This is a genomic window from Streptomyces sp. NPDC024687 (assembly GCF_055559055.1).
The window spans coordinates 84,340-102,570 of record NZ_JBVHLJ010000005.1 but is presented as its reverse complement, the minus strand read 5'-3'; the positions used below and the strand labels follow the sequence as shown (position 1 = coordinate 102,570).

14 protein-coding genes, 1 tRNA gene and 2 pseudogenes are annotated in these 18,231 nt (G+C 72.3%); 10 read left to right on the top strand and 7 right to left on the bottom strand.

What is annotated here, in order from left to right; genetic code table 11:
- Positions 1 to 39: 39 nt before the first annotated feature.
- A complete protein-coding gene (locus tag ACZ39I_RS20600; RefSeq protein ID WP_467245796.1) occupies positions 40 to 672 on the top strand; it encodes a hypothetical protein in 633 nt (210 codons plus the stop codon).
- Between the two features lie 244 nt (positions 673 to 916).
- On the opposite strand, the gene ACZ39I_RS20595 is transcribed toward ACZ39I_RS20600, so the two are convergent.
- The 3 genes from ACZ39I_RS20595 to ACZ39I_RS20585 form a co-directional block, all read right to left on the bottom strand.
- Entirely contained in the window at positions 917 to 1,906 is a 990-nt protein-coding gene (locus ACZ39I_RS20595) for a DUF5926 family protein (protein ID WP_467245795.1), read from the bottom strand.
- Positions 1,907 to 2,029: 123 nt separating this feature from the next.
- The gene (locus ACZ39I_RS20590) at positions 2,030 to 2,665 is read right to left on the bottom strand and encodes an ATP-binding protein (RefSeq protein ID WP_467245794.1); all 636 of its coding nucleotides are present in this window, start codon (positions 2,663 to 2,665) and stop codon (positions 2,030 to 2,032) included.
- Between the two features lie 58 nt (positions 2,666 to 2,723).
- Positions 2,724 to 3,551, bottom strand: a complete 828-nt coding sequence (locus ACZ39I_RS20585; protein WP_467245792.1) for a glycerophosphodiester phosphodiesterase — start codon at positions 3,549 to 3,551, stop codon at positions 2,724 to 2,726.
- 258 nt (positions 3,552 to 3,809) lie between these two features.
- Between ACZ39I_RS20585 and ACZ39I_RS20580 the strand changes: the two genes are divergently transcribed.
- Together ACZ39I_RS20580 and ACZ39I_RS20575 are read left to right on the top strand one after the other, a co-directional pair.
- On the top strand, positions 3,810 to 5,288 hold the full coding sequence (locus ACZ39I_RS20580; RefSeq protein WP_467245791.1) for a S1C family serine protease: 1,479 nt from the start codon (positions 3,810 to 3,812) through the stop codon (positions 5,286 to 5,288).
- 62 nt (positions 5,289 to 5,350) lie between these two features.
- A tRNA-Ser gene (locus ACZ39I_RS20575) sits at positions 5,351 to 5,435 on the top strand.
- 70 nt (positions 5,436 to 5,505) lie between these two features.
- On the opposite strand, the gene ACZ39I_RS20570 is transcribed toward ACZ39I_RS20575, so the two are convergent.
- Both ACZ39I_RS20570 and ACZ39I_RS20565 read right to left on the bottom strand, forming a co-directional pair.
- On the bottom strand, positions 5,506 to 5,937 hold the full coding sequence (locus ACZ39I_RS20570) for a hypothetical protein (protein WP_467245789.1): 432 nt from the start codon (positions 5,935 to 5,937) through the stop codon (positions 5,506 to 5,508).
- Between the two features lie 61 nt (positions 5,938 to 5,998).
- Positions 5,999 to 6,871 (bottom strand): bifunctional DNA primase/polymerase, encoded by an 873-nt coding sequence (locus tag ACZ39I_RS20565; RefSeq protein WP_467245787.1) that lies wholly within the window; start codon positions 6,869 to 6,871, stop codon positions 5,999 to 6,001.
- Between the two features lie 349 nt (positions 6,872 to 7,220).
- Between ACZ39I_RS20565 and ACZ39I_RS20560 the strand changes: the two genes are divergently transcribed.
- The 6 genes from ACZ39I_RS20560 to ACZ39I_RS20535 all read left to right on the top strand — a co-directional run bounded on the left by ACZ39I_RS20560 (position 7,221) and on the right by ACZ39I_RS20535 (position 12,832).
- Positions 7,221 to 7,535 (top strand): hypothetical protein, encoded by a 315-nt coding sequence (locus ACZ39I_RS20560; RefSeq protein WP_467245785.1) that lies wholly within the window; start codon positions 7,221 to 7,223, stop codon positions 7,533 to 7,535.
- A gap of 225 nt (positions 7,536 to 7,760) precedes the next feature.
- On the top strand, positions 7,761 to 8,744 hold the full coding sequence (locus tag ACZ39I_RS20555) for a bifunctional MaoC family dehydratase N-terminal/OB-fold nucleic acid binding domain-containing protein (RefSeq protein WP_467245784.1): 984 nt from the start codon (positions 7,761 to 7,763) through the stop codon (positions 8,742 to 8,744).
- Positions 8,741 to 9,130 (top strand): MaoC family dehydratase, encoded by a 390-nt coding sequence (locus ACZ39I_RS20550; protein WP_467245783.1) that lies wholly within the window; start codon positions 8,741 to 8,743, stop codon positions 9,128 to 9,130. Before ACZ39I_RS20555 ends, ACZ39I_RS20550 begins: the two co-directional genes overlap by 4 nt.
- Positions 9,127 to 10,293 carry a lipid-transfer protein gene (locus ACZ39I_RS20545; protein WP_467245781.1) on the top strand — a complete coding sequence of 389 codons (1,167 nt, stop codon included), beginning with the start codon at positions 9,127 to 9,129 and terminating at the stop codon, positions 10,291 to 10,293. The genes ACZ39I_RS20550 and ACZ39I_RS20545 overlap by 4 nt, the downstream gene beginning before the upstream one ends.
- 146 nt (positions 10,294 to 10,439) lie before the next feature.
- Positions 10,440 to 10,997: a SigE family RNA polymerase sigma factor gene (locus ACZ39I_RS20540; RefSeq protein ID WP_467245779.1), complete on the top strand. Its 558-nt coding sequence runs from the start codon at positions 10,440 to 10,442 to the stop codon at positions 10,995 to 10,997.
- A gap of 155 nt (positions 10,998 to 11,152) precedes the next feature.
- On the top strand, positions 11,153 to 12,832 hold the full coding sequence (locus ACZ39I_RS20535; protein WP_467245778.1) for a long-chain fatty acid--CoA ligase: 1,680 nt from the start codon (positions 11,153 to 11,155) through the stop codon (positions 12,830 to 12,832).
- A 97-nt stretch (positions 12,833 to 12,929) separates the two neighbouring features.
- On the opposite strand, the pseudogene ACZ39I_RS20530 reads toward ACZ39I_RS20535, so the two are convergent.
- A pseudogene (locus ACZ39I_RS20530) lies at positions 12,930 to 13,420 on the bottom strand (MFS transporter); the annotation flags it as partial.
- 2 nt (positions 13,421 to 13,422) lie between these two features.
- Here ACZ39I_RS20530 and ACZ39I_RS20525 point away from each other — a divergent pair.
- Positions 13,423 to 13,728: pseudogene (locus ACZ39I_RS20525) on the top strand (TetR/AcrR family transcriptional regulator); the annotation flags it as partial.
- Positions 13,729 to 13,776: 48 nt separating this feature from the next.
- Here the strand turns inward: ACZ39I_RS20525 and ACZ39I_RS20520 are convergent.
- Positions 13,777 to 18,159 carry a hybrid sensor histidine kinase/response regulator gene (locus ACZ39I_RS20520; RefSeq protein ID WP_467245777.1) on the bottom strand — a complete coding sequence of 1,461 codons (4,383 nt, stop codon included), beginning with the start codon at positions 18,157 to 18,159 and terminating at the stop codon, positions 13,777 to 13,779.
- Positions 18,160 to 18,231 lie beyond the last annotated feature (72 nt).

Sequence of the window (18,231 nt, the reverse complement as noted above, 5' to 3'; positions counted from 1 at the left end):
GGAACCGGGTGCCCGTGATCGGTCGTTATCGTCCGCTCCATGCTGCGTCATTCCGGGGGACGACCCCCAGACCCCCGTTGGGTTCGTCTGCTTGCCCTGTCGGGAGTCGTGGTGTGCGCCGTCGTGCTGCCCCTGGCCGTGGCCTCCGCGGGACAGGTGGGCGACGGCGGCCGCACGGTCGTACGCGATCTCGTGCGCTCCTCCGCGGCACATCCCGCCGTACGGCCTTCCGCCGAGCCCTCCGGGGTACGGCCTTCCGCGGCCGATGACCACAAGGCGCCCCTCGCCGCCCCCGGCCGCTCCCCGCTGCTGCTCGGCGTGGGACTGGCCACCGCCGCGCGCTGCGGGCCCGAACTGACCTCCGCCGACGGCATCGAGGCGCAGACCTGTGTGCTCACGCAGGGCGAGGAGACCTGGGCGCGGACCTACTACCGCAACGCGACCGGCGCCGCGCTGGACGCCGCGCTCAGCTTCATGGGGCCCGGCGGACGCACTGTGCAGTTGCACTGCGCGATCGGCGCCGGGGACGAGCCGGACAGCTGTGAGACGCCACGGGAGCACACCCGGGGAGCGCCGGCCGACTACACGGCGGTCGCGGAGTTCGCCCGGCGGGGCAGCGGACCCCTGCTGCTGCGGGCCGGGAGCAACTCCGGGGAAAACACGGGAAGTTGACGACCGACGACGTTCCGTAAAGCGGCCCGGACACAGAAAGACCCGGTTGCTGGCGACGGGGGATGCACCAGCAACCGGGCTACTGGAACCGTAACAAGAGATCGCCCGTTCGCAAATTCGACCGCGGCGCTCCCTGGCTGATTCGGACACCGATTCACCTTCTCCTGAGGGAAGTTGTGAACGGAGTCGGTAGTTCCGTGAGGGTTCGGTGCGACTGACCGGCCGGTCAGCCGCACCGGTTCCGTCAACTCAGCGTGACCTGGCGGTTGGTGAGGCCGCCGCGGGCGCGGCGCTCGTCGGCCGTCAGCGGTGCGTCCGTGGCCAGAGCGCCTGCGAGGCGCTCGGCGAACTCGGCGGCCGGCTTCTCGATGTCCTCCGCGGTGACCCCGCTCGGCAGGTCCCAGACCGGGACGGTGAGGCCGTGGGCACGGAAGGAACCGACGAGCCGGGTGCCCTCGCCGAGGCTCGACCTCCCGGCCGCGTGCAGTCGCGCGAGCGCGTCCAGAAGTTGCTCCTCGGGATGCGGCATCACCCAACGCAGGTGGTTCTTGTCCGGGGTCTCGCACCAGTAGGCGGCGTCGACTCCGGTCAGCCGGACGGTCGGGATGGCCGCGGCGTTGGCCCGCTCCAGGGAGGCGGTCACCTCGGGCGTGGCGTTCTCCGCGTCCGGGACCCAGAACTCGAAGCCCTCGTGCACAACTGGCTCGAACACGCCTTCGGGATCGAGCAGGTCCTGCAGTCGCGGACCGTCGGCGGGAGCGCGCCGGCCCTCGACCGGGGTGCCGGGAGCCGCCGTGAGCGCGCGCTGGAGGGTGTCGGCGAGATCGCGGCTGATGTCGCCGGACGCCGTGTCGTTCTGCAGACCGAGCAGGACCGAGCCGTCGTCGCGGCGCAGGGCGGGCCAGGCCATCGGCAGGACGGTGGCCAGCGTGACCGACGGGACGCCCTCGGGCAGGCCGCCCCTGAGGGTCAGTTCGACCGTGGCGGCGGGGACCAGCTCGCGCAGGGCCACCCAGTCGCCCTCGCCGGCGAGGCCCTCGAACGGGCGGTGCACCAGCTCGGTCGCGGCCTGCGCGGCGGCCCGGCCGTGGCAGGCCTTGTAGCGGCGGCCGCTTCCGCACGGGCAGGGTTCGCGGGCGCCGACGACCGGAATCCGACCATCAGCGCCGACGGCGCGGGCGCCGTCCGTGCTCTGCGGGCGCTTGGCCTTCGTCTGGGGTCGCTTCTTGGCCATCGTGGCTGTCTCCCGGTTACGGCTCGTCTCGTACGGGCGCGAGCCTAGCCGCTCGCGACGTGGCCGACGGGAGCCTGTGGACAACCACCGGGTATCCCTCGTGGACGCTCCGTCCGGGGCGAGTCAGTCGAGATCGTCGAACGCGTCCGAGAAGTCCAGGTCGGGTATCGCGACCGACGGGGCCACGACGCGGGTCGCGAAGTCGGCGCGGCGGCACCCGGTGTCCCGATCGTGAACGTCCGAGCGGACGATCACCCAGACCGTGACCTCGCCCCGGGCGTCGTCCCTGACGCCCCAGTCGTCGGCCAGCGCGGTGATGATGTTGAGCCCGCGGCCGCCGTGCGCGGTGACCGAGGGCGTGGCCGGAGCCGGGCGGGTGGGCCCACCGCCGTCCGTCACCTCGACCGTGAGCCTGCCGGTGCCGTCCACCCGCCAGGCGGCGCGGACGTCACCGTCCCCGGCCAGGGCGTCGCCCAGTGGCCGGCCGTGCTTGCACGCGTTGCTCAAGAGTTCGGAAAGAATCAGTACGGCGTCGTCGATGACCGAATCCGCCACGCCACCCCTGCGCAGCTGCACGCGCATACGGTGTCTCGCTTCCCCCACGCCCGCAGGGCCATGGGGTACGGCCATGCTCGACGACGTCGGCACCTCCTGTGCCACCACAAACGCCACCCCCGAGACCTCCTTCGCCCCACGCCACGGTGTGGATGCCCCATTGGCCTGTACCGGAAACCGGCCAGTCACCTTCCGCCGACGCATTCGTCACGGTCGAACACGCACCGAACGCGCCGGGGCACACCCTGTGACGGAGGGGACGTCAACGGCCCAACTGGTCGAGCACCGCGCGCGGGCGGTTGGTGATGATGGCGTCGACGCCCAGCCCGACGCAGAGGTCCACGTCCTCGGGCTCGTTCACGGTCCACACGTGCACCTGGTGGCCCGCCCGCTTCAGGCGCTCGATGTACCCGGGGTGATTGCGCACGATCCGGATCGAGGGCCCCGCGATCCGTACCCCCGCCGGCAGCCGGCCGTCCCGCAGCCGCGGTGAGACGAACTGGAGCAGATAGACCGTCGGCAGGTTCGGCGAGGCGGCACGCACGCGATGCAGCGACCGGGCCGAGAAACTCATGACCCTGATCGGCGACTCGGCGGCCGAGGCGGGGGCGTCCAGGCCGAACCGCTTCAACAGCTCGAGCAGCCGCTCCTCGACCTGGCCCGCCCAGCGCGTCGGGTGCTTGGTCTCGATGGCCATCTCCACCCGCCGTCCCGCGTCGGCGACGAGTTCGAGCAGCCGCTCCAGGGTGAGCACGGAGGTGTCCTCGCGGTCCTCGGGCCGGTACACCCAGTCCGGCTCCTCGTCCCGGGTGCGCCAGAACTCCCGGGTCCTGCGCGAGCCGAAGTCGAGGGCGGCGAGGTCGGCGAGCTCCAGGGCGGAGACCGCGCCGCGGCCGTTGGACGTACGGTTGACCCGTCGGTCGTGGACGCACACGAGATGACCGTCGGCCGTGAGGCGTACATCGCATTCGAGGGCGTCCGCCCCGTCCTCGATCGCCTTCCGGTAGGCGGCGAGAGTGTGCTCGGGAGCGTCTTCCGAGGCTCCGCGATGGGCGACGACTTGAGTCAGCTGCTGCCGTGCGTGGGTCACCGCGTCATGGTGCCACCGCTCGGGGGTACGCGTGCGAACGGAGGCATATGGATTGCGCCTCATTTGTCTTGCATGGCCTATATAAAGAGCAGCCGCAGACCCACAGGCACCGCTTATGGTGCCCTGACGGCCTGTGGGAAAAGCTGACGGCATACAAAAGGACATGCACAGCTGACGCACGCCGGACACGAATGCGGCCTGGCCGGGCGTGACCGAGTGCGACCGACAATCGACAGCCGTGGACCGAGGAGAGAAGCTGTGAGCACCGAGAACGAGGGCACCGCGGTACCACCCGCCCCGTCCGCACCCCCCGTGCCGGTGGACGCTCCCGCGGCTTCGGCACACCAGGCCTCCGACGCGGGCGCCTCCACCCCCCAGGCCCCGCAGCACACCTCCGTCGGTGGCCAGGACCCGGAACTCGTGCACGCGGGAGCGGCTCCGGCGTACGCCTCGGCGGAGGGGCATCCGCACGGTGGCGCGGGCGGTCCCGAGGGCGCCTGGCCGCCCCCGCAGCCGCCGCAGGCTCCGGGCACCCCGTCGTACGCCGACGGCGGTGCGGGCGGCGCCGGTCCGACGGGTGTCTGGGGCGAGGGCTACCAGCAGCCCGCACCGAAGCCGAAGAGCGGCCGCGGTGGTCTCGTCGCCGCGATCCTGGTGGCCGCGCTGGTCGCGGGCGGCCTCGGCGGCGGTCTCGGCTACACCCTGGCCAAGAACAACGACGACGGCTCCTCCACGACCCTCTCCGCCTCCGACAGCGGCGGCAGCGTCAAGCGTGACGCCGGCACCGTCGCGGGCGTGGTGCAAAGGGCCCTGCCCAGCACGGTCACCATCGAGGCGGAGTCCACCAGCGGCGAGGGCGGCACCGGAACCGGGTTCGTCTTCGACAAGCAGGGCCACATCGTCACCAACAACCACGTGGTCGCCGACGCGGTCGACGGCGGCAAGCTGACCGCCACCTTCCCGAACGGCGAGAAGTACAACGCCGAGGTGGTCGGCCACGCGCAGGGCTACGACGTGGCGGTCATCAAGCTCAAGAACGCGCCGAGCGACCTCAAGCCGCTCACCCTGGGCAACTCCGACCAGGTGGCGGTCGGCGACTCCACGATCGCGATCGGCGCCCCCTTCGGTCTGTCGAACACCGTCACGACGGGCATCATCAGCGCGAAGAACCGCCCGGTGGCCTCCAGCGACGGCAGCGGCAGCAACGCCTCCTACATGAGCGCGCTGCAGACGGACGCGTCGATCAACCCGGGCAACTCGGGCGGCCCGCTCCTGGACGCGCACGGCAGCGTGATCGGCATCAACTCCGCGATCCAGTCCACCAGCGGCGGCGGCCTCGGCGGCACCAGCCAGTCCGGCTCGATCGGCCTCGGCTTCGCCATCCCGATCAACCAGGCCAAGTACGTCGCCCAGCAGCTGATCCAGACCGGCAAGCCGGTCTACGCCAAGATCGGCGCGTCCGTCTCCCTGGAGGACTCCTCGGGCGGCGCGAAGATCACCACCGAGGGTGCCGGCGGCTCCGCCCCGGTCGAGGCGGGCGGCCCCGCCGCGAAGGCCGGCCTCAAGCCCGGCGACGTCATCACCAAGCTGGACGACCACGTCATCGACTCCGGCCCCACCCTGATCGGCGAGATCTGGACCCACCAGCCCGGCGACAAGGTCAAGATCACCTACGAGCGCGACGGCCAGACCCACACGGTCGATCTCACCCTGGGCTCCCGCACCGGCGACAGCTGACCCCACCTGCCCGCCCTGGACCCGTTACTCTGGTCCCCGCGCCACGATCACCGACGGCGCGGGGTGGGTTGCCCGAGCGGCCTAAGGGAACGGTCTTGAAAACCGTCGTGGCGCGAGTCACCGTGGGTTCAAATCCCACACCCACCGCAGCAGGTCAGCGTCAGTGCTGGTCACAAAGGGTGCCCCTCGGTGAGGGGCACCCTTTGTTGTTCGCGGGCTACAGCTCGTAGTCCCGTGCCAGTTCCTCCCAGGCGACCTCCCGCAGTCCCGCCTGCGCGTCGCAGTCCGACGGTACGCGGGCGTGGGGCTGGAACCAGATGACGGTGAGGTGGCTGCCGTAGAGGACGGGGTCGCGGGACGGGGTCAGGGCCGTGGAGCGGAAGACGCCGACGCAGGCCACCGCCGGCAGCATCTCGACGGGGCCGAAGGCGCCCGGGTAGTGGTCCGGGTACTCGTGCGGGGGCGGGACCAGGTGTACGGGGGCGGTCGGGTAGTCGTGTTCGGCCGAGCGCAGGAGGCCTTTGATCCTCAGCTCGTTGACCGGTCTGCACGGGTAGCCGTCCAGCATCCCGCCGTACGTCGACGTCAGGCGCAGCTCCCCGAGGTCGACCCTGCGGCCGGAGGTCAGGACGAGCCGGGACAGGGTCATGATCGGCACTCTGCGGCGCTCCCATGGTGCTGGTGGTACTGGTCGTTCTGGTGGCGCTGTTCTAGGGTCGGCGCCCCGTCATCCGCGCCGCCGACGCGATCGTCGCCCTTGCCTCGCGTTCCGTGAGCCCCGTGTTGAGGGCCGCGTCCACCAGGGGTGCGACCAGTGCCGGGCCGATGCCGTTCTCGTAGGCGCGGCAGGCGGCCCAGAACAGGCGGGTGTTGCGCTGGCCCTCGTGGGCGGCGAGGACGAACTGGACCAGGCCCTGGCCCTGGTCGCCGGCCGAGGGATGGGTCGCGGGGTGGGTGGGGCGTGGTGGCGGCAGGAGCAGCCGGAGCAGGGCCGGCGGGCAGGCCGCGGGGGCGAGGTGGGCGGTGCCCGGGGCGGTCGTGTAGGTGCCGTGGTCGGTGCGGGAGCCGGGGCCGACGAGGTAGCCGCCGGCGCCCCTGATGTCGATGCCGGGGGCCAGGCGGCCGGCCGAGTTGGGGACGGCGGCGTCGGGCGGGCCGGTGAGCCAGAGGTGGCGGCCGCCGCTCGGGGTCAGGACGACGACCGTGTCGGGGATCGTGAAGAGGTGGCGCAGGGCCAGTTCGCGCAGGGCGGCCGAGGAGTCCGTGCCCGACTTGGTGTCCAGGTCGACGCCGATCAGATGGTGGGGCGGCAGGCCGCAGGCGATGCCGTAGCCCGTGGCCCAGGGGGCGGCCGCGAAGAGTTCTCGGATGCGGACCGGGTCGGTCGAGGCGTCGTGGACCCCGTGGCCGAACGTGCCGCACTCGCCATGGCACGAGGTCGCCAAAGAGTTCTCGTCGCGGTGGGGGGAGCGCAGGGCCGGGAGCTTGGTGCAGGACAGGGGGATGACGGCCAGCCCGCGTTCGGCGGCGGACAGGGCGTGGGCTAGGGCCAGCGTCGTGGCCTGCCGGTCTGTGGTGGCCATACCCCTATGTTCGTACGCGTGTTCGAAAAAGGGAAGGGGTGGCGGGTGCGACGCGCCGAGGTTCGGGGATTGGCCGGAAAAGTGCCGGAACGCTTCCCCTGTTGTCCCGCTTGGAGATTAATGATCCGTATCGCCCGACATTGGTGCCTGAAGTCGCGAAAAGGGTTTATCGACTTTTCCTCACGCTTCAGGGGGAATAACCGCTTCCGCTCTGGTTCGCCGGGGATTCGGTGGGCAACTCTGGACTCGCGACGTCGTGCACAGCACCGGGGTGGTCGGCCAACTGCCCTGGAGAACAGGCTTACTTGACGTACTGCCGGCCACAGGGCCGGGTTCTGGAGGAAACACCATGGCAAGCATCCGTACCGCCCGCGTCATCGCCGCCGTCTCCGCCCTCCCGCTCGCCGCCGCACTCTTCACCGGCGTCGCGGCGGCGGGCAACGGCGGCTTCGCGGACGACGGATCGAACGCGGGTGTCGCGAGCATCGTGGGCAGCGGTGTCGGACACGACAACAACGGCAACGCGTCCACCACACAGCAGAACGCCGTCGGCTCCGGGGCGTCGAACCAGAGCAACACGGCACAGGTCAACCGCTCCGCGTTCACGGCCGTCAACCAGGGGAACAACAACACGTCCGTCAACTTCACCCCGCTGTGGTGGTGATCCGCGAGGGCTGACCGGCCTCGACGGGGGGCGCTGCAAGGGGGGCGCTTCGAGGGGGGTGCTTCAAGGGGTGGGCTTCATGGGGTGGGACACGTCCGCGCGGCGGTGCTTCAGGCGCCGCCGCGCAGGCGTGTTCGCGTGAGCAGCGACAGCCTTGACACGCCTTGACACCGCACCGCATCTGACGGACAGTCAGGAAATCTTGCGGACAAGGAGGTTGCCGTCATGGGCGAAGATCCGGACCACCGGGCGCCCCGGCCCCAGCCCCGCCCACAGCCCCGCCCCCAGCAGCCCCAGCCCCACCCCCAGGCAGACGACTTGCCGGCCCGCCTCAAGTCCTACGAAGGACACCCCGCCGCCGTCTCCGCCACCGGCAAGGATCCCGTCAACCTGCCCATGATCCGCCACTGGTGCGAAGCCCTGGGCGACGCCCACCCCGCCTACGCCGGCCCCGACGCCGTCGCCCCGCCCACCATGCTCCAGGCCTGGACGATGGGCGGTCTGGCCGGCCACACGGGCAGATCGTCGTCGTACGACGAACTCCTCGCGCTCCTCGACGCGTCGGGCTGCACCTCGGTCGTCGCCACCGACTGTGAGCAGGAGTACCTCCAGCCGCTGCGCCCGGGCGACGAGATCACGTTCGACACGGTCATCGAGTCGGTCTCCGACCGCAAGGCCACCAAGCTCGGCACCGGCCACTTCGTCACGACCCGCACCGATGTCCGCGTGGGCGGGACCCTCGTCGGCACCCACCGCTTCCGCATCCTCAAGTACGCGCCCGTGCAGGCGAAGAAGACCCCTCCGCGGCCCCGCCCCGTCGTCAACCGCGACAACGCCGGCTTCTGGGAGGGCGTCGAACAGCGCAGGCTCCTCATCCAGCGCTGCACCGCCTGCGCCACCCTCCGCTTCCCGTGGCTGCCGGGCTGCGCCCACTGCGGCGGCGCCGACTGGGACACCGTCGAGGCGAGCGGAGAGGGGACCGTCTACTCGTACGTCGTCATGCACCACCCGCCCTTCCCGGCGTTCGACCCTCCCTACGCCGTCGTCCTCGTCGAACTCGCGGAGGGCGTGCGGATGATCAGCAACGTGGTCGGGACGCCGTACGACAAGGTGCGGATCGGGATGCCGGTGCGGCTCGCCTTCCGAACGTACGACGGTGATCTCACCCTGCCCGTCTTCCGCCCCGCCGACGAGGAGGCCGCCGTATGAGGGCGGGCGACGAGCTGCCACCCCTTGAGATCCCGGTCACCCGCACGCTGATCGTCGCGGGCGCGATCGCCTCCCGGGACTACCAGGACGTGCACCACGACCCGGAACTGGCCCGGCAGAAGGGCTCGCCGGACATCTTCATGAACATCCTCATGACGAACGGCCTGGTCGGGCGCTACATCACCGACCACTTCGGACCCCGGACCGTGCTGAAGAAGGTGGCCATCAGGCTGGGTGCACCCAACTACCCCGGCGACACCCTGGTGTTGACCGGAACCATAGAAGCTCTCGAAGGCGCCACCGCCACCGTTCGGATCGTGGGGACCAACGGCCTCGGCAACCACGTGACCGGGACGGTCACCTGCTCGATCGGGGACGCCGAATGAGCGCACGCGCGCGTGACGCGCTCGGCGGCCGGGCCGCGATCGTCGGCATCGGGGCCACCGAGTTCTCCAAGGACTCCGGCCGCAGCGAACTGCGCCTGGCCGCCGAGGCGGTCCGCGCGGCGCTCGACGACGCGGGACTCACGGCGGCCGACGTGGACGGCATGGTCACCTTCACCATGGACACCAGCCCGGAGATCACCGTCGCCCAGGCCTGCGGGATCGGCGAGCTGTCGTTCTTCTCCCGCGTCCACTACGGCGGCGGCGCGGCCTGTGCGACCGTCCAGCAGGCGGCGCTCGCGATCGCGGCGGGCGTGGCCGAGGTGGTCGTCTGCTACCGCGCCTTCAACGAACGCTCCGGCCGCCGCTTCGGCTCCGGCGTCCAGCACCGCGAACCCTCCGCCGAGGGGGCCGCCCTCGGCTGGTCCCTGCCCTTCGGCCTGCTCACCCCGGCCTCCTGGGTGGCGATGGCGGCCCAGCGCTATCTGCACACCCACGGCCTCGGTCCGGAGGCCTTCGGACAGGTGGCGGTGACCGGCCGCGCCTACGCGGCCACCAATCCGGCCGCCTGGTTCCACGGCCGCCCCATCACCCTCGCCGACCACGCGGCCTCCCGCTGGATCGTCGAGCCGCTCAGACTCCTGGACTGCTGCCAGGAGACCGACGGCGGCCAGGCGGTCGTCGTCACCTCCCTCGCACGCGCGCGTGACCTCCCCCACCGGCCCGCCGTCGTCACGGCCGCCGCCCAGGGCGCGGGCCGCGCCCAGGAGCAGATGACCAGCTACTACCGCGACGACCTCACCGGCCTGCCCGAGATGAACGTCGTCGCCCGCCAGCTGTGGCGCACCTCCGGCCTCACCCCCGAGGACATCGACGTGGCGATCCTGTACGACCATTTCACCCCGTTCGTCCTGATGCAGCTGGAGGAGTTCGGCTTCTGCGCCCGGGGCGAGGCCGCGGACTTCGTACGCCGGGCCGCGCTCCCCCTCAACACCCACGGCGGCCAGCTGGGCGAGGCCTACCTCCACGGCATGAACGGCATCGCGGAGGCCGTACGCCAGGTGCGGGGGACGGCCGTGAACCAGATACCCGGGGCGCGGCGCACGCTGGTGACGGCGGGGACGGGCGTACCCACGTCCGGGCTGGTGCTCACCGGGGACGGGTAGCCCCCAGGGGTCATCCCGCAGTAGACGTGCCCCCCTCGTCCACCTTCAGGAGGTGCAGCAGGCCCCACCTCTACAACCTGAGGGGGAGTCCCGTTCGGGACCTGTGGCCGATGAGCGGGGGACGGTCGCGAATCTAGCGTGGAGCCATGACCACACCCGTCTGCACCAGCGCTTCGAAGGCCGCCGTACCGGCGACGCAGACCCTCGCGTACCCGTCGTTCGCCTCGTACGTGAAGGCCCGCCAGCCGGTGCTGCTGCGTACCGCCCGCTCGCTCACCGCGAACCCGAGCGACGCGGAGGACCTGCTGCAGACCGCCCTGACCAAGACCTATGTCGCCTGGGAGCGCATCGAGGACCACCGGGCCCTCGACGGTTATGTGCGCCGCGCCCTGCTGAACACGCGCACCTCGCAGTGGCGCAAGCGCAAGGTCGACGAGTTCGCGACCGACGAGATCCCCGAGCCCGACCCCGTGCCCGGCGACGACGACCCCGCCGAGCAGCAGGCGCTGCACGACGCGATGTGGCGGGCGATCATGAAGCTGCCGGCGCGGCAGCGGGCGATGGTCGTCCTCAGGTACTACGAGGACCTCAGCGAGGTGCAGACGGCCGAGGCGCTCGGAGTCTCCGTCGGGACCGTCAAGTCGGCGGTGTCGCGAGCGCTGGGCAAGCTCCGCGAGGACCCCGAGCTGGTGCTCGCCCGCTAGGGAGTCCCAGGGAACCGTGGTTGGCGCTCGGCCGTTGTGAGGGCGACACGATCGGACGTCGTGAGGGCATCGTGACGTGATCGATCGCCCGGCTCTAGTGACATACCGCGTGGTATGTGCGCAGAATCGGCGCGACCCTTACTACCGCGCAGGCAATGTCGCCCCGGGAGGACGCCGTGCTGAGCACGATGCAGGACGTACCGCTGCTGATCTCCAGGATCCTGACCCACGGGTCGTCGATCCACGGCACCTCACAGGTGATCACCTGGACCGGCGAGCCGGAGCCGCACCGCCGCTCCTTCGCCGCGGTCGGCGCCCGCGCCGCCCAGCTGGCGCACGCCCTGCGCGAGGACCTCTCGGTCGCCGGGGACGAGCGGGTGGCGACCCTGATGTGGAACAACGCCGAGCACGTCGAGGCCTACTTCGCGATCCCCTCCATGGGCGCGGTGCTGCACACCCTCAACCTCCGCCTCCCCGCCGACCAGCTAACCTTCATCGTGGGCCACGCGGCCGACCGGGTCGTCATCGCCAACGGCTCGCTGCTGCCCCTGCTCGCCCCGCTGCTCCCGCACCTCAAGACGGTCGAGCACGTGGTGGTCTCCGGCCCCGGCGACCGCACGCTCCTCGAGGGCTCCCACGCGCGCGTGCACGAGTACGAGGACCTGATCGCCGGCAAGCCCACCACCTACGACTGGCCCGAGCTGGACGAGCGCCAGGCCGCGTCCATGTGCTACACCTCCGGCACCACGGGCGACCCCAAGGGCGTGCTCTACAGCCACCGTTCGATCTATCTGCACTCCATGCAGGTCAACATGGCCCAGTCGATGGGCCTGACCGACCAGGACACCTCGCTCGTGGTCGTCCCCCAGTTCCACGTCAACGCCTGGGGTCTGCCGCACGCCACCTTCATGACCGGCGTCAACATGCTGATGCCGGACCGCTTCCTGCAGCCCGCGCCCCTCGCCGAGATGATCGAGCGCGAGCGGCCGACCCACGCGGCCGCGGTCCCCACCATCTGGCAGGGCCTGCTCGGCGAGCTCGCCGCCAGGCCGCGTGACGTCTCCTCGCTCACCCAGGTCACCATCGGCGGCTCGGCCTGTCCGCCCTCCCTGATGGAGGCCTTCGACAAGCTGGGCATGCGGGTCTGCCACGCCTGGGGCATGACGGAGACCTCCCCGCTCGGCACCGTCGCGCGACCGCCGGCCCACGTGGTCGGCACGCCCGAGGAGTTCGCGTACCGCCTCACCCAGGGCCGCTTCCCGAGCGGCGTCGAGGCCCGCCTCACCGGCCCCGGCGGCGAGCGCCTCCCCTGGGACGGCGAGTCCGCGGGCGAGCTGGAGGTCCGCGGCCCCTGGATCGCCGGCGCCTACTACAACGGCCCGGACACCGAACCCCTGCGCCCGGCCGACAAGTTCAGCGAGGACGGCTGGCTGAAGACAGGTGACGTCGGCACCATCTCCGCCGACGGCTTCCTCACCCTCACCGACCGGGCCAAGGACGTCATCAAGTCCGGCGGCGAGTGGATCTCCTCGGTCGAGCTGGAGAACGCCCTGATGTCCCACCCGGACGTCATGGAGGCCGCCGTCGTCGCCGTCCCCGACGACAGGTGGGGCGAGCGTCCGCTGGCCACGGTCGTCCTCAAGGAAGGCTCCACCGCCGACTTCGAGTCCCTGCGCGCCTTCCTCGCGAGCGATGTCTGCAAGATCGCCAAGTGGCAGCTCCCGGAGCGCTGGTCGATCATCGAGGCGGTCCCGAAGACGAGCGTCGGCAAGTTCGACAAAAAGGTGATCCGCAAGCGGTACGCGGAGGGGGAGCTGGACGTCACCCAGCTCTGAGCGGCACAGAGGCACGAGGGGCATGAGGTGTAGGAGGTGTACGGCGAACAGGGCGCCCCGGGCGGGACCCGGAGCCCTGGTCGTCGTACGGCAGTCGTCACCGCCGTACCGACGTGGCAGCCCATCCCAAGGCCAGCCACACGCCCGCCACCGCGCACACCCCGCCCCAGCCCCACCATCCGAAGGCCGAGGCGGCGAGTGCGGAGGCCGTCGCGCCGCCGGCGAAACCGGCCACGACATACGCCGTGTTGGCGGTGGCCGGGGTCGAGGTCGTCGTCAGGGCGAGGGTCTGGTTGGCGACGTGGGAGGCGACCAGGGCCGCGTGCACGGCGATCGCCGCGACGAACAGGGCCCACGTGACATGTCCGCCGAGCCAGAACAGCGGCACGGACGCGGCGGCGAGCAGATACGCCGACCGTACGACCTTGGCGGCGCCGAAGCGGTCCACGAACCCGCCGGCCAGCGGCGCCACGACGCTCGCGGCCAGTCCGAAGAGGCCGAGAGCCCGGCGGTCGCGGTCGACAGACCGTAGGACGAGCCGGTCAGCAGGAGGGCCGGCGAGGTCTACAGCGCGCTCCAGTCGCCGCCCACCCCGAGTGCTGCGCCTGCTCTTCTGGGAGGGCCTGGAGTACGGCTCCAGCACCGAGCTGCCCGACGAGGCCGAACGCCAGGAGCACTACCGCCACAAGGTCGCGACGCTCGCCGACGGCCAGGCCCGCGGTGTGGTCACCGATGCCATCCCACCCCGTGACCTGCTGTTCCTGCTGATCGCCGTGGCCAACTGGGCCGCGGTGGTCCCGCAGATGAAACGGATCCTGGTGGGCGGGGAGACCGCGGACCGCGAGCGGCTGCGGGCATCGGTGCGGGAGGCGGCGCGCAGGCTCGTGGCCAAGTAGGGACAGCGCTTTTCGGGGCGCGGCGCTTTCAGGGGCGGTGAGCGCCCCCTAGTTCGTCCCGATCCGGGCCAGCAGGTCCACGATCCGCGACTGGACCTCCTCACTCGTCGAGCGCTCGGCGAGGAAGAGGACCGTCTCGCCCGAGGCCAGCCGAGGCAGATCGGCCTGGTCGACGGCGGCCGTGTAGACGACGAGCGGTGTGCGGTTCAGCTGCCCGTTGGCCCGCAGCCAGTCCACGATCCCGGCCCGCCGCCGGTGCACCTGCATGAGGTCCATCACGACGAGGTTGGGCCTGAGCTGCCCGGCCAAGGTCACCGCGTCCGCGTCACTCGCCGCGCGGGCGACCTGCATCCCTCGCCGCTCCAGCGTCGCGGTCAGCGCCAGCGCGATCTCCGCGTGCTCCTCGATCAGCAGTACGCGCGGCGGGTGCTGCTCGCTGTCCCGCGGCGCCAGCGCCTTCAGCAGAACGGCGGGATCGGCGCCGTACGCCGCTTCCCGCGAGGCCTGGCCGAGCCCGGCGGTCACCATGATCGGCACCTCGGACGCCACCGCCGCCTGCCGCAGCGACTGCAGCGCGGTCCGTGTGATCGGTCCGGTGAGCGGGTCCACGAACAGCGCGGCGGGGAACGCCGCGATCTGCGCGTCGACCTCCTCGCGCGACTGCACGATCACGGGCCGGTATCCACGGTCGCTGAGCGCCTGCTGGGTCGTCACGTCCGGCGCGGGCCACACCAGCAGCCGCCGCGGATTGTCCAGCGGCTCCGGGGGCAGCTCGTCGTCCATCGGCTGCGGCCGCGGGGTGTCCGGGATCTCGACGGCCCCACCGGGACCGTCCAACGGCTCGGGCCCCTCGGCGGCGTTCACGTCCGGCGCCCCTATGGCGTACGACCGCCCGGCCGCCTCGGTGGCGTGCGCGAGTCGCGACTGCCCGGTCGGCGTGGCCGCGGACACCGCCTGCTCGGCCGCCGGATGCGGACGCGCCCCCTGCTCCGGCGCCGCCGCGGCAGCGGGGTCGGGCCGGGTGCCCAGCTTGCGCCGCCGCCCCGAACCGCCTGGCTGCTGCGGGGGAGGCGTGGCCGCCCCCGGCTGCTGCACCTGGGCCGCCTGCCGGGTGAACGGAACACCCTGACCCAGGGTCCGCACGCTGAACGCCCGGCCCTGAGTGGAGTTCGGGTCGACGGCCGCGCCGGGCGCCGCCGCTTCGGCGGGCAACGGCTGCGCCGGAGTGGACTGACCGGCGTCGGGGGCCTGCGCGGGCTGCGCGGACTGGTTCGGGGTCGGGGGTACGGCGGTGGCGGCGCCGTTCGCCGGTACGGGGGTGCCGGCGCCGGGGGTGTCATGGCTGGTGGGCCACGGCTGGGAGGCGGGCGGGGCCTGTGCCGGGGCCGGTGCCTGGGGCTGGATCTGTGGCTGGGGCTGGGGCTGGGGTGTCTCGGCGGGGAGGGGTCCGCCGGGGGCCGGTACGGGCTGGGCCGGGGCCGCGTGGAGGGGCGAGGCCGGGGCAGGTGCGGTCTGCGGGATCAGGCCGGCCTGTCCGGTCGCGTTCTGCACGGGGACACCCGGGAACTGGGCCGCCGGCACCGCGCCGGGCACCTGCGGGGCAGGGGCCGTGGGAACTCCCACGGGCACGGGCCGGTCCGGAACGGCCGCCTGGACGCCTTGCCCGCCCTGCGCGGGGACCGCCTCCGCGGGCTGGGCCACGGCCCGTCGACGGCGGCCCGTCGGCGCGTTGGTGGGGTGCGGCTGGGGCGGGGTGTGGTCGTCGGCCTGGTCGTGCGGCACGGCGTCGTGCCGTCCGTCGTCACCGTGACCGTTGACGGGGACGGGGGCGGGGGTGGGGGCGGGAGCCGCCGGGGGAACGGGGGCCGGTGCCTGCATCTGCCCGGGAAGCTGTCCTTGACCGGGTACCTGGCCCGGACCGGCCACCGGAACCTGACCGGGGACCGGCCCCAGGCCCGCGACCTGACCAGGGACCTGCCCCTGAGCCTGGCCCGGAATCTGCCCCTGGGCCTGTACCTGTACTTCTCCCGGTCCCGTCGCCTCCGTGCCGTCGGCCGGCCTGTCCGCGTCGGCGGGCGGGAGGGCGAACACCGAACGGGGGGCCGCCTCCTGCGCCGCGACACGCTCCGACGCGGCCGCGAGGGCACGCCGCCGACGCCCGTCCTGCTGCGATGTCCCCTCACCGGCCGGCCCCTGCCCGGCGATCTGGAGCTCTCCCTGCGGCCGGCCCGGTCCCGCGGAGCCGCCCGCGGGCAACGCCGCCGGCAGCGCGTGCTGCTCGCCGTCCTCGCGCAGGGCCCGGCGTCCGGCCGGCACGGGCACACCCTGCGGCGGTACGGTCCCGCCGAGACCGGTGTTCACGGCGGGAGACCCGGCGCCGTGCTCGCCGGCCATCAAAACGGCACCCTCGGCCACACCGGCTTCGGCGCCCTCGGCACCTTCGGCGGACCGTCCACGACGCCGCCCCGTACCGCCGGAGTCGTCCCCGTCGTCACCGGAGGCCTGCGCCGGCAGGGACACGGCCTGTTCCTGCTCGTCCACCGCCCGACGCCTGCGCCGCCCGGTGGGCGCCACGGACTCGGCGGTCACGGCGGCCGGGACGTCGATCTCGAGGAAGGAGTCGGTGGAGGAGCGCCGCGCCCGCCGCCGTCCGCCGCCCTCGGCAGGGGTGGTCTCTACAGGGGCGATCTCCATGGGGGAGGCCTCCACCGGGGCCGGCTCCACCGGGGCGGCCTCCAGCGCGGCCGGACCGGGAACCGTGACGGCCCCCGCCCCACCGCCGATGGGCACCTCGAGGACGTACGCGCTGCCGCTCATGCCCGGTACTTCGTGCGTCTGGAGCACACCGCCGTGGGCGCGCACGATCCCGCGCACGATCGGCTCGTGCACCGGGTCTCCCCCGGCGTACGGCCCGCGCACCTCGATCCGTACGCCCTCGCCGCGCTGCGCGGCAGCCACCACGACCGTGTTGTCCATGTAACCGCCCGCGGACACGGGAGAGTTCCCGGTCGCGTCGACCCCGGCCACGTCCGCGATGAGATGTGCGAGCGCGGTCGCCAGGCGCTGGGCGTCGACCTCCGCCTCGATGGGCGGCGCGTGTACGGCGAACTGGACGCGCCCCGGCCCGATGAGCTCGACCGCGCCGTCCACACCGGCGGCGACGACCGCGTCGAGCATGACGTTGGTACGGACGATGTCGTCGGCGCCCGCGTCGAGGCGCTGGTAGCCGAGTACGTTGTCGATGAGGTTGGTGATGCGGGAGTAGCCGGCCGAGAGGTGGTGCAGGACCTGGTTGGCCTCGGGCCACAGCTGCCCGGCGTCGTCGGCGGCGAGCGCGGAGAGCTCGCGGCGCAGTTCGTCGAGGGGGCCGCGCAGGGAGCGCCCCAGCAGGGTGAGGAGCTGGTCGTGGCGCCCGGCGAGGGCTTCGTAGCGGTCCTTCTCACGCTCACCGAGCGAGGCGTACCGCTCCTCGCCGGCGGCGAGTTCCTCGTCGTGCCGCTCCTGGAGCTCCTCCAGCTCGGCGATGTGCTTCTGGCGCAGCGAGGTCAGCTCGGAGGCGTGCTCCTCCTCGAGCCGCTCCAGTTCCTCGGCGTGGGCCTTCTCGGCGGCGGACTTCTCGTCGGCGAGGGCGTCGTAGGGCCGCCGGTCGGTGAAGGTGAGCACGGCGCCGACGAGCTGGTCGCCGTCGCGCACGGGCGCGGTCGTCAGGTCGGCCGGGACCTTCTCGCCCTTCTTCGACCACAGCACCTGCCCGCGCACCCGGTGCTTGCGCCCGGAGCGCAGGGTGTCGGCGAGCGGGGACTCCTCGTACGGGAAGGAGGTGCCGTCGGCGCGGGAGTGCAGGATGAGGTCGTGGAGCTCGCGGCCCCCGAGGTCGCTGGCCCGGTAGCCCAGTATTTGGGCGGCGGCCGGGTTGACGAGCACGATCCGCCCGTCGGTGTCGGTCCCCACGACACCCTCCGAGGCGGCCCGCAGGATCATCTCGGTCTGCCGCTGCGACCGCGCCAGCTCCGCCTCGGTGTCGACGGTCCCGGTCAGATCCCGTACGACGAGCATGAGCAGTTCGTCACTGCTGTAGCCGGAACCGTCGTAGGCCTGCTGGCCGTTCTCCAGGTTGGCGCTGGTGACCTCGACGGGGAACTCGCTGCCGTCGGTCCGCCGCGCCATCATCCGGGCCGGCTTGGTCCGCCCGCGCGGGTCCATGTGGTCGGGCCGCCGCATGGAGCCCGGGATGAGCCGTGAGTCGAACTGCGGCAGCAGATCGAGCAGGCCGCGCCCCACCAGAGCGGTGCCCGGCGCCTCGAACGCCTCCAGGGCGATGGTGTTGGCGTTGACGACGGTCCCGTTGGCGTTGACCAGCACCAACGCGTCGGGAAGCGCGTCGAGTATGGCTGCGAGGCGAGCAGCGCCTCGGGATGGCCTGCTGCTCACGAGACGCTTCCTCCCTGTTACCGCACCTTGCCGACCGTTCGGGCCATCTTGCCAAGGGGCCCGCGACGTGTC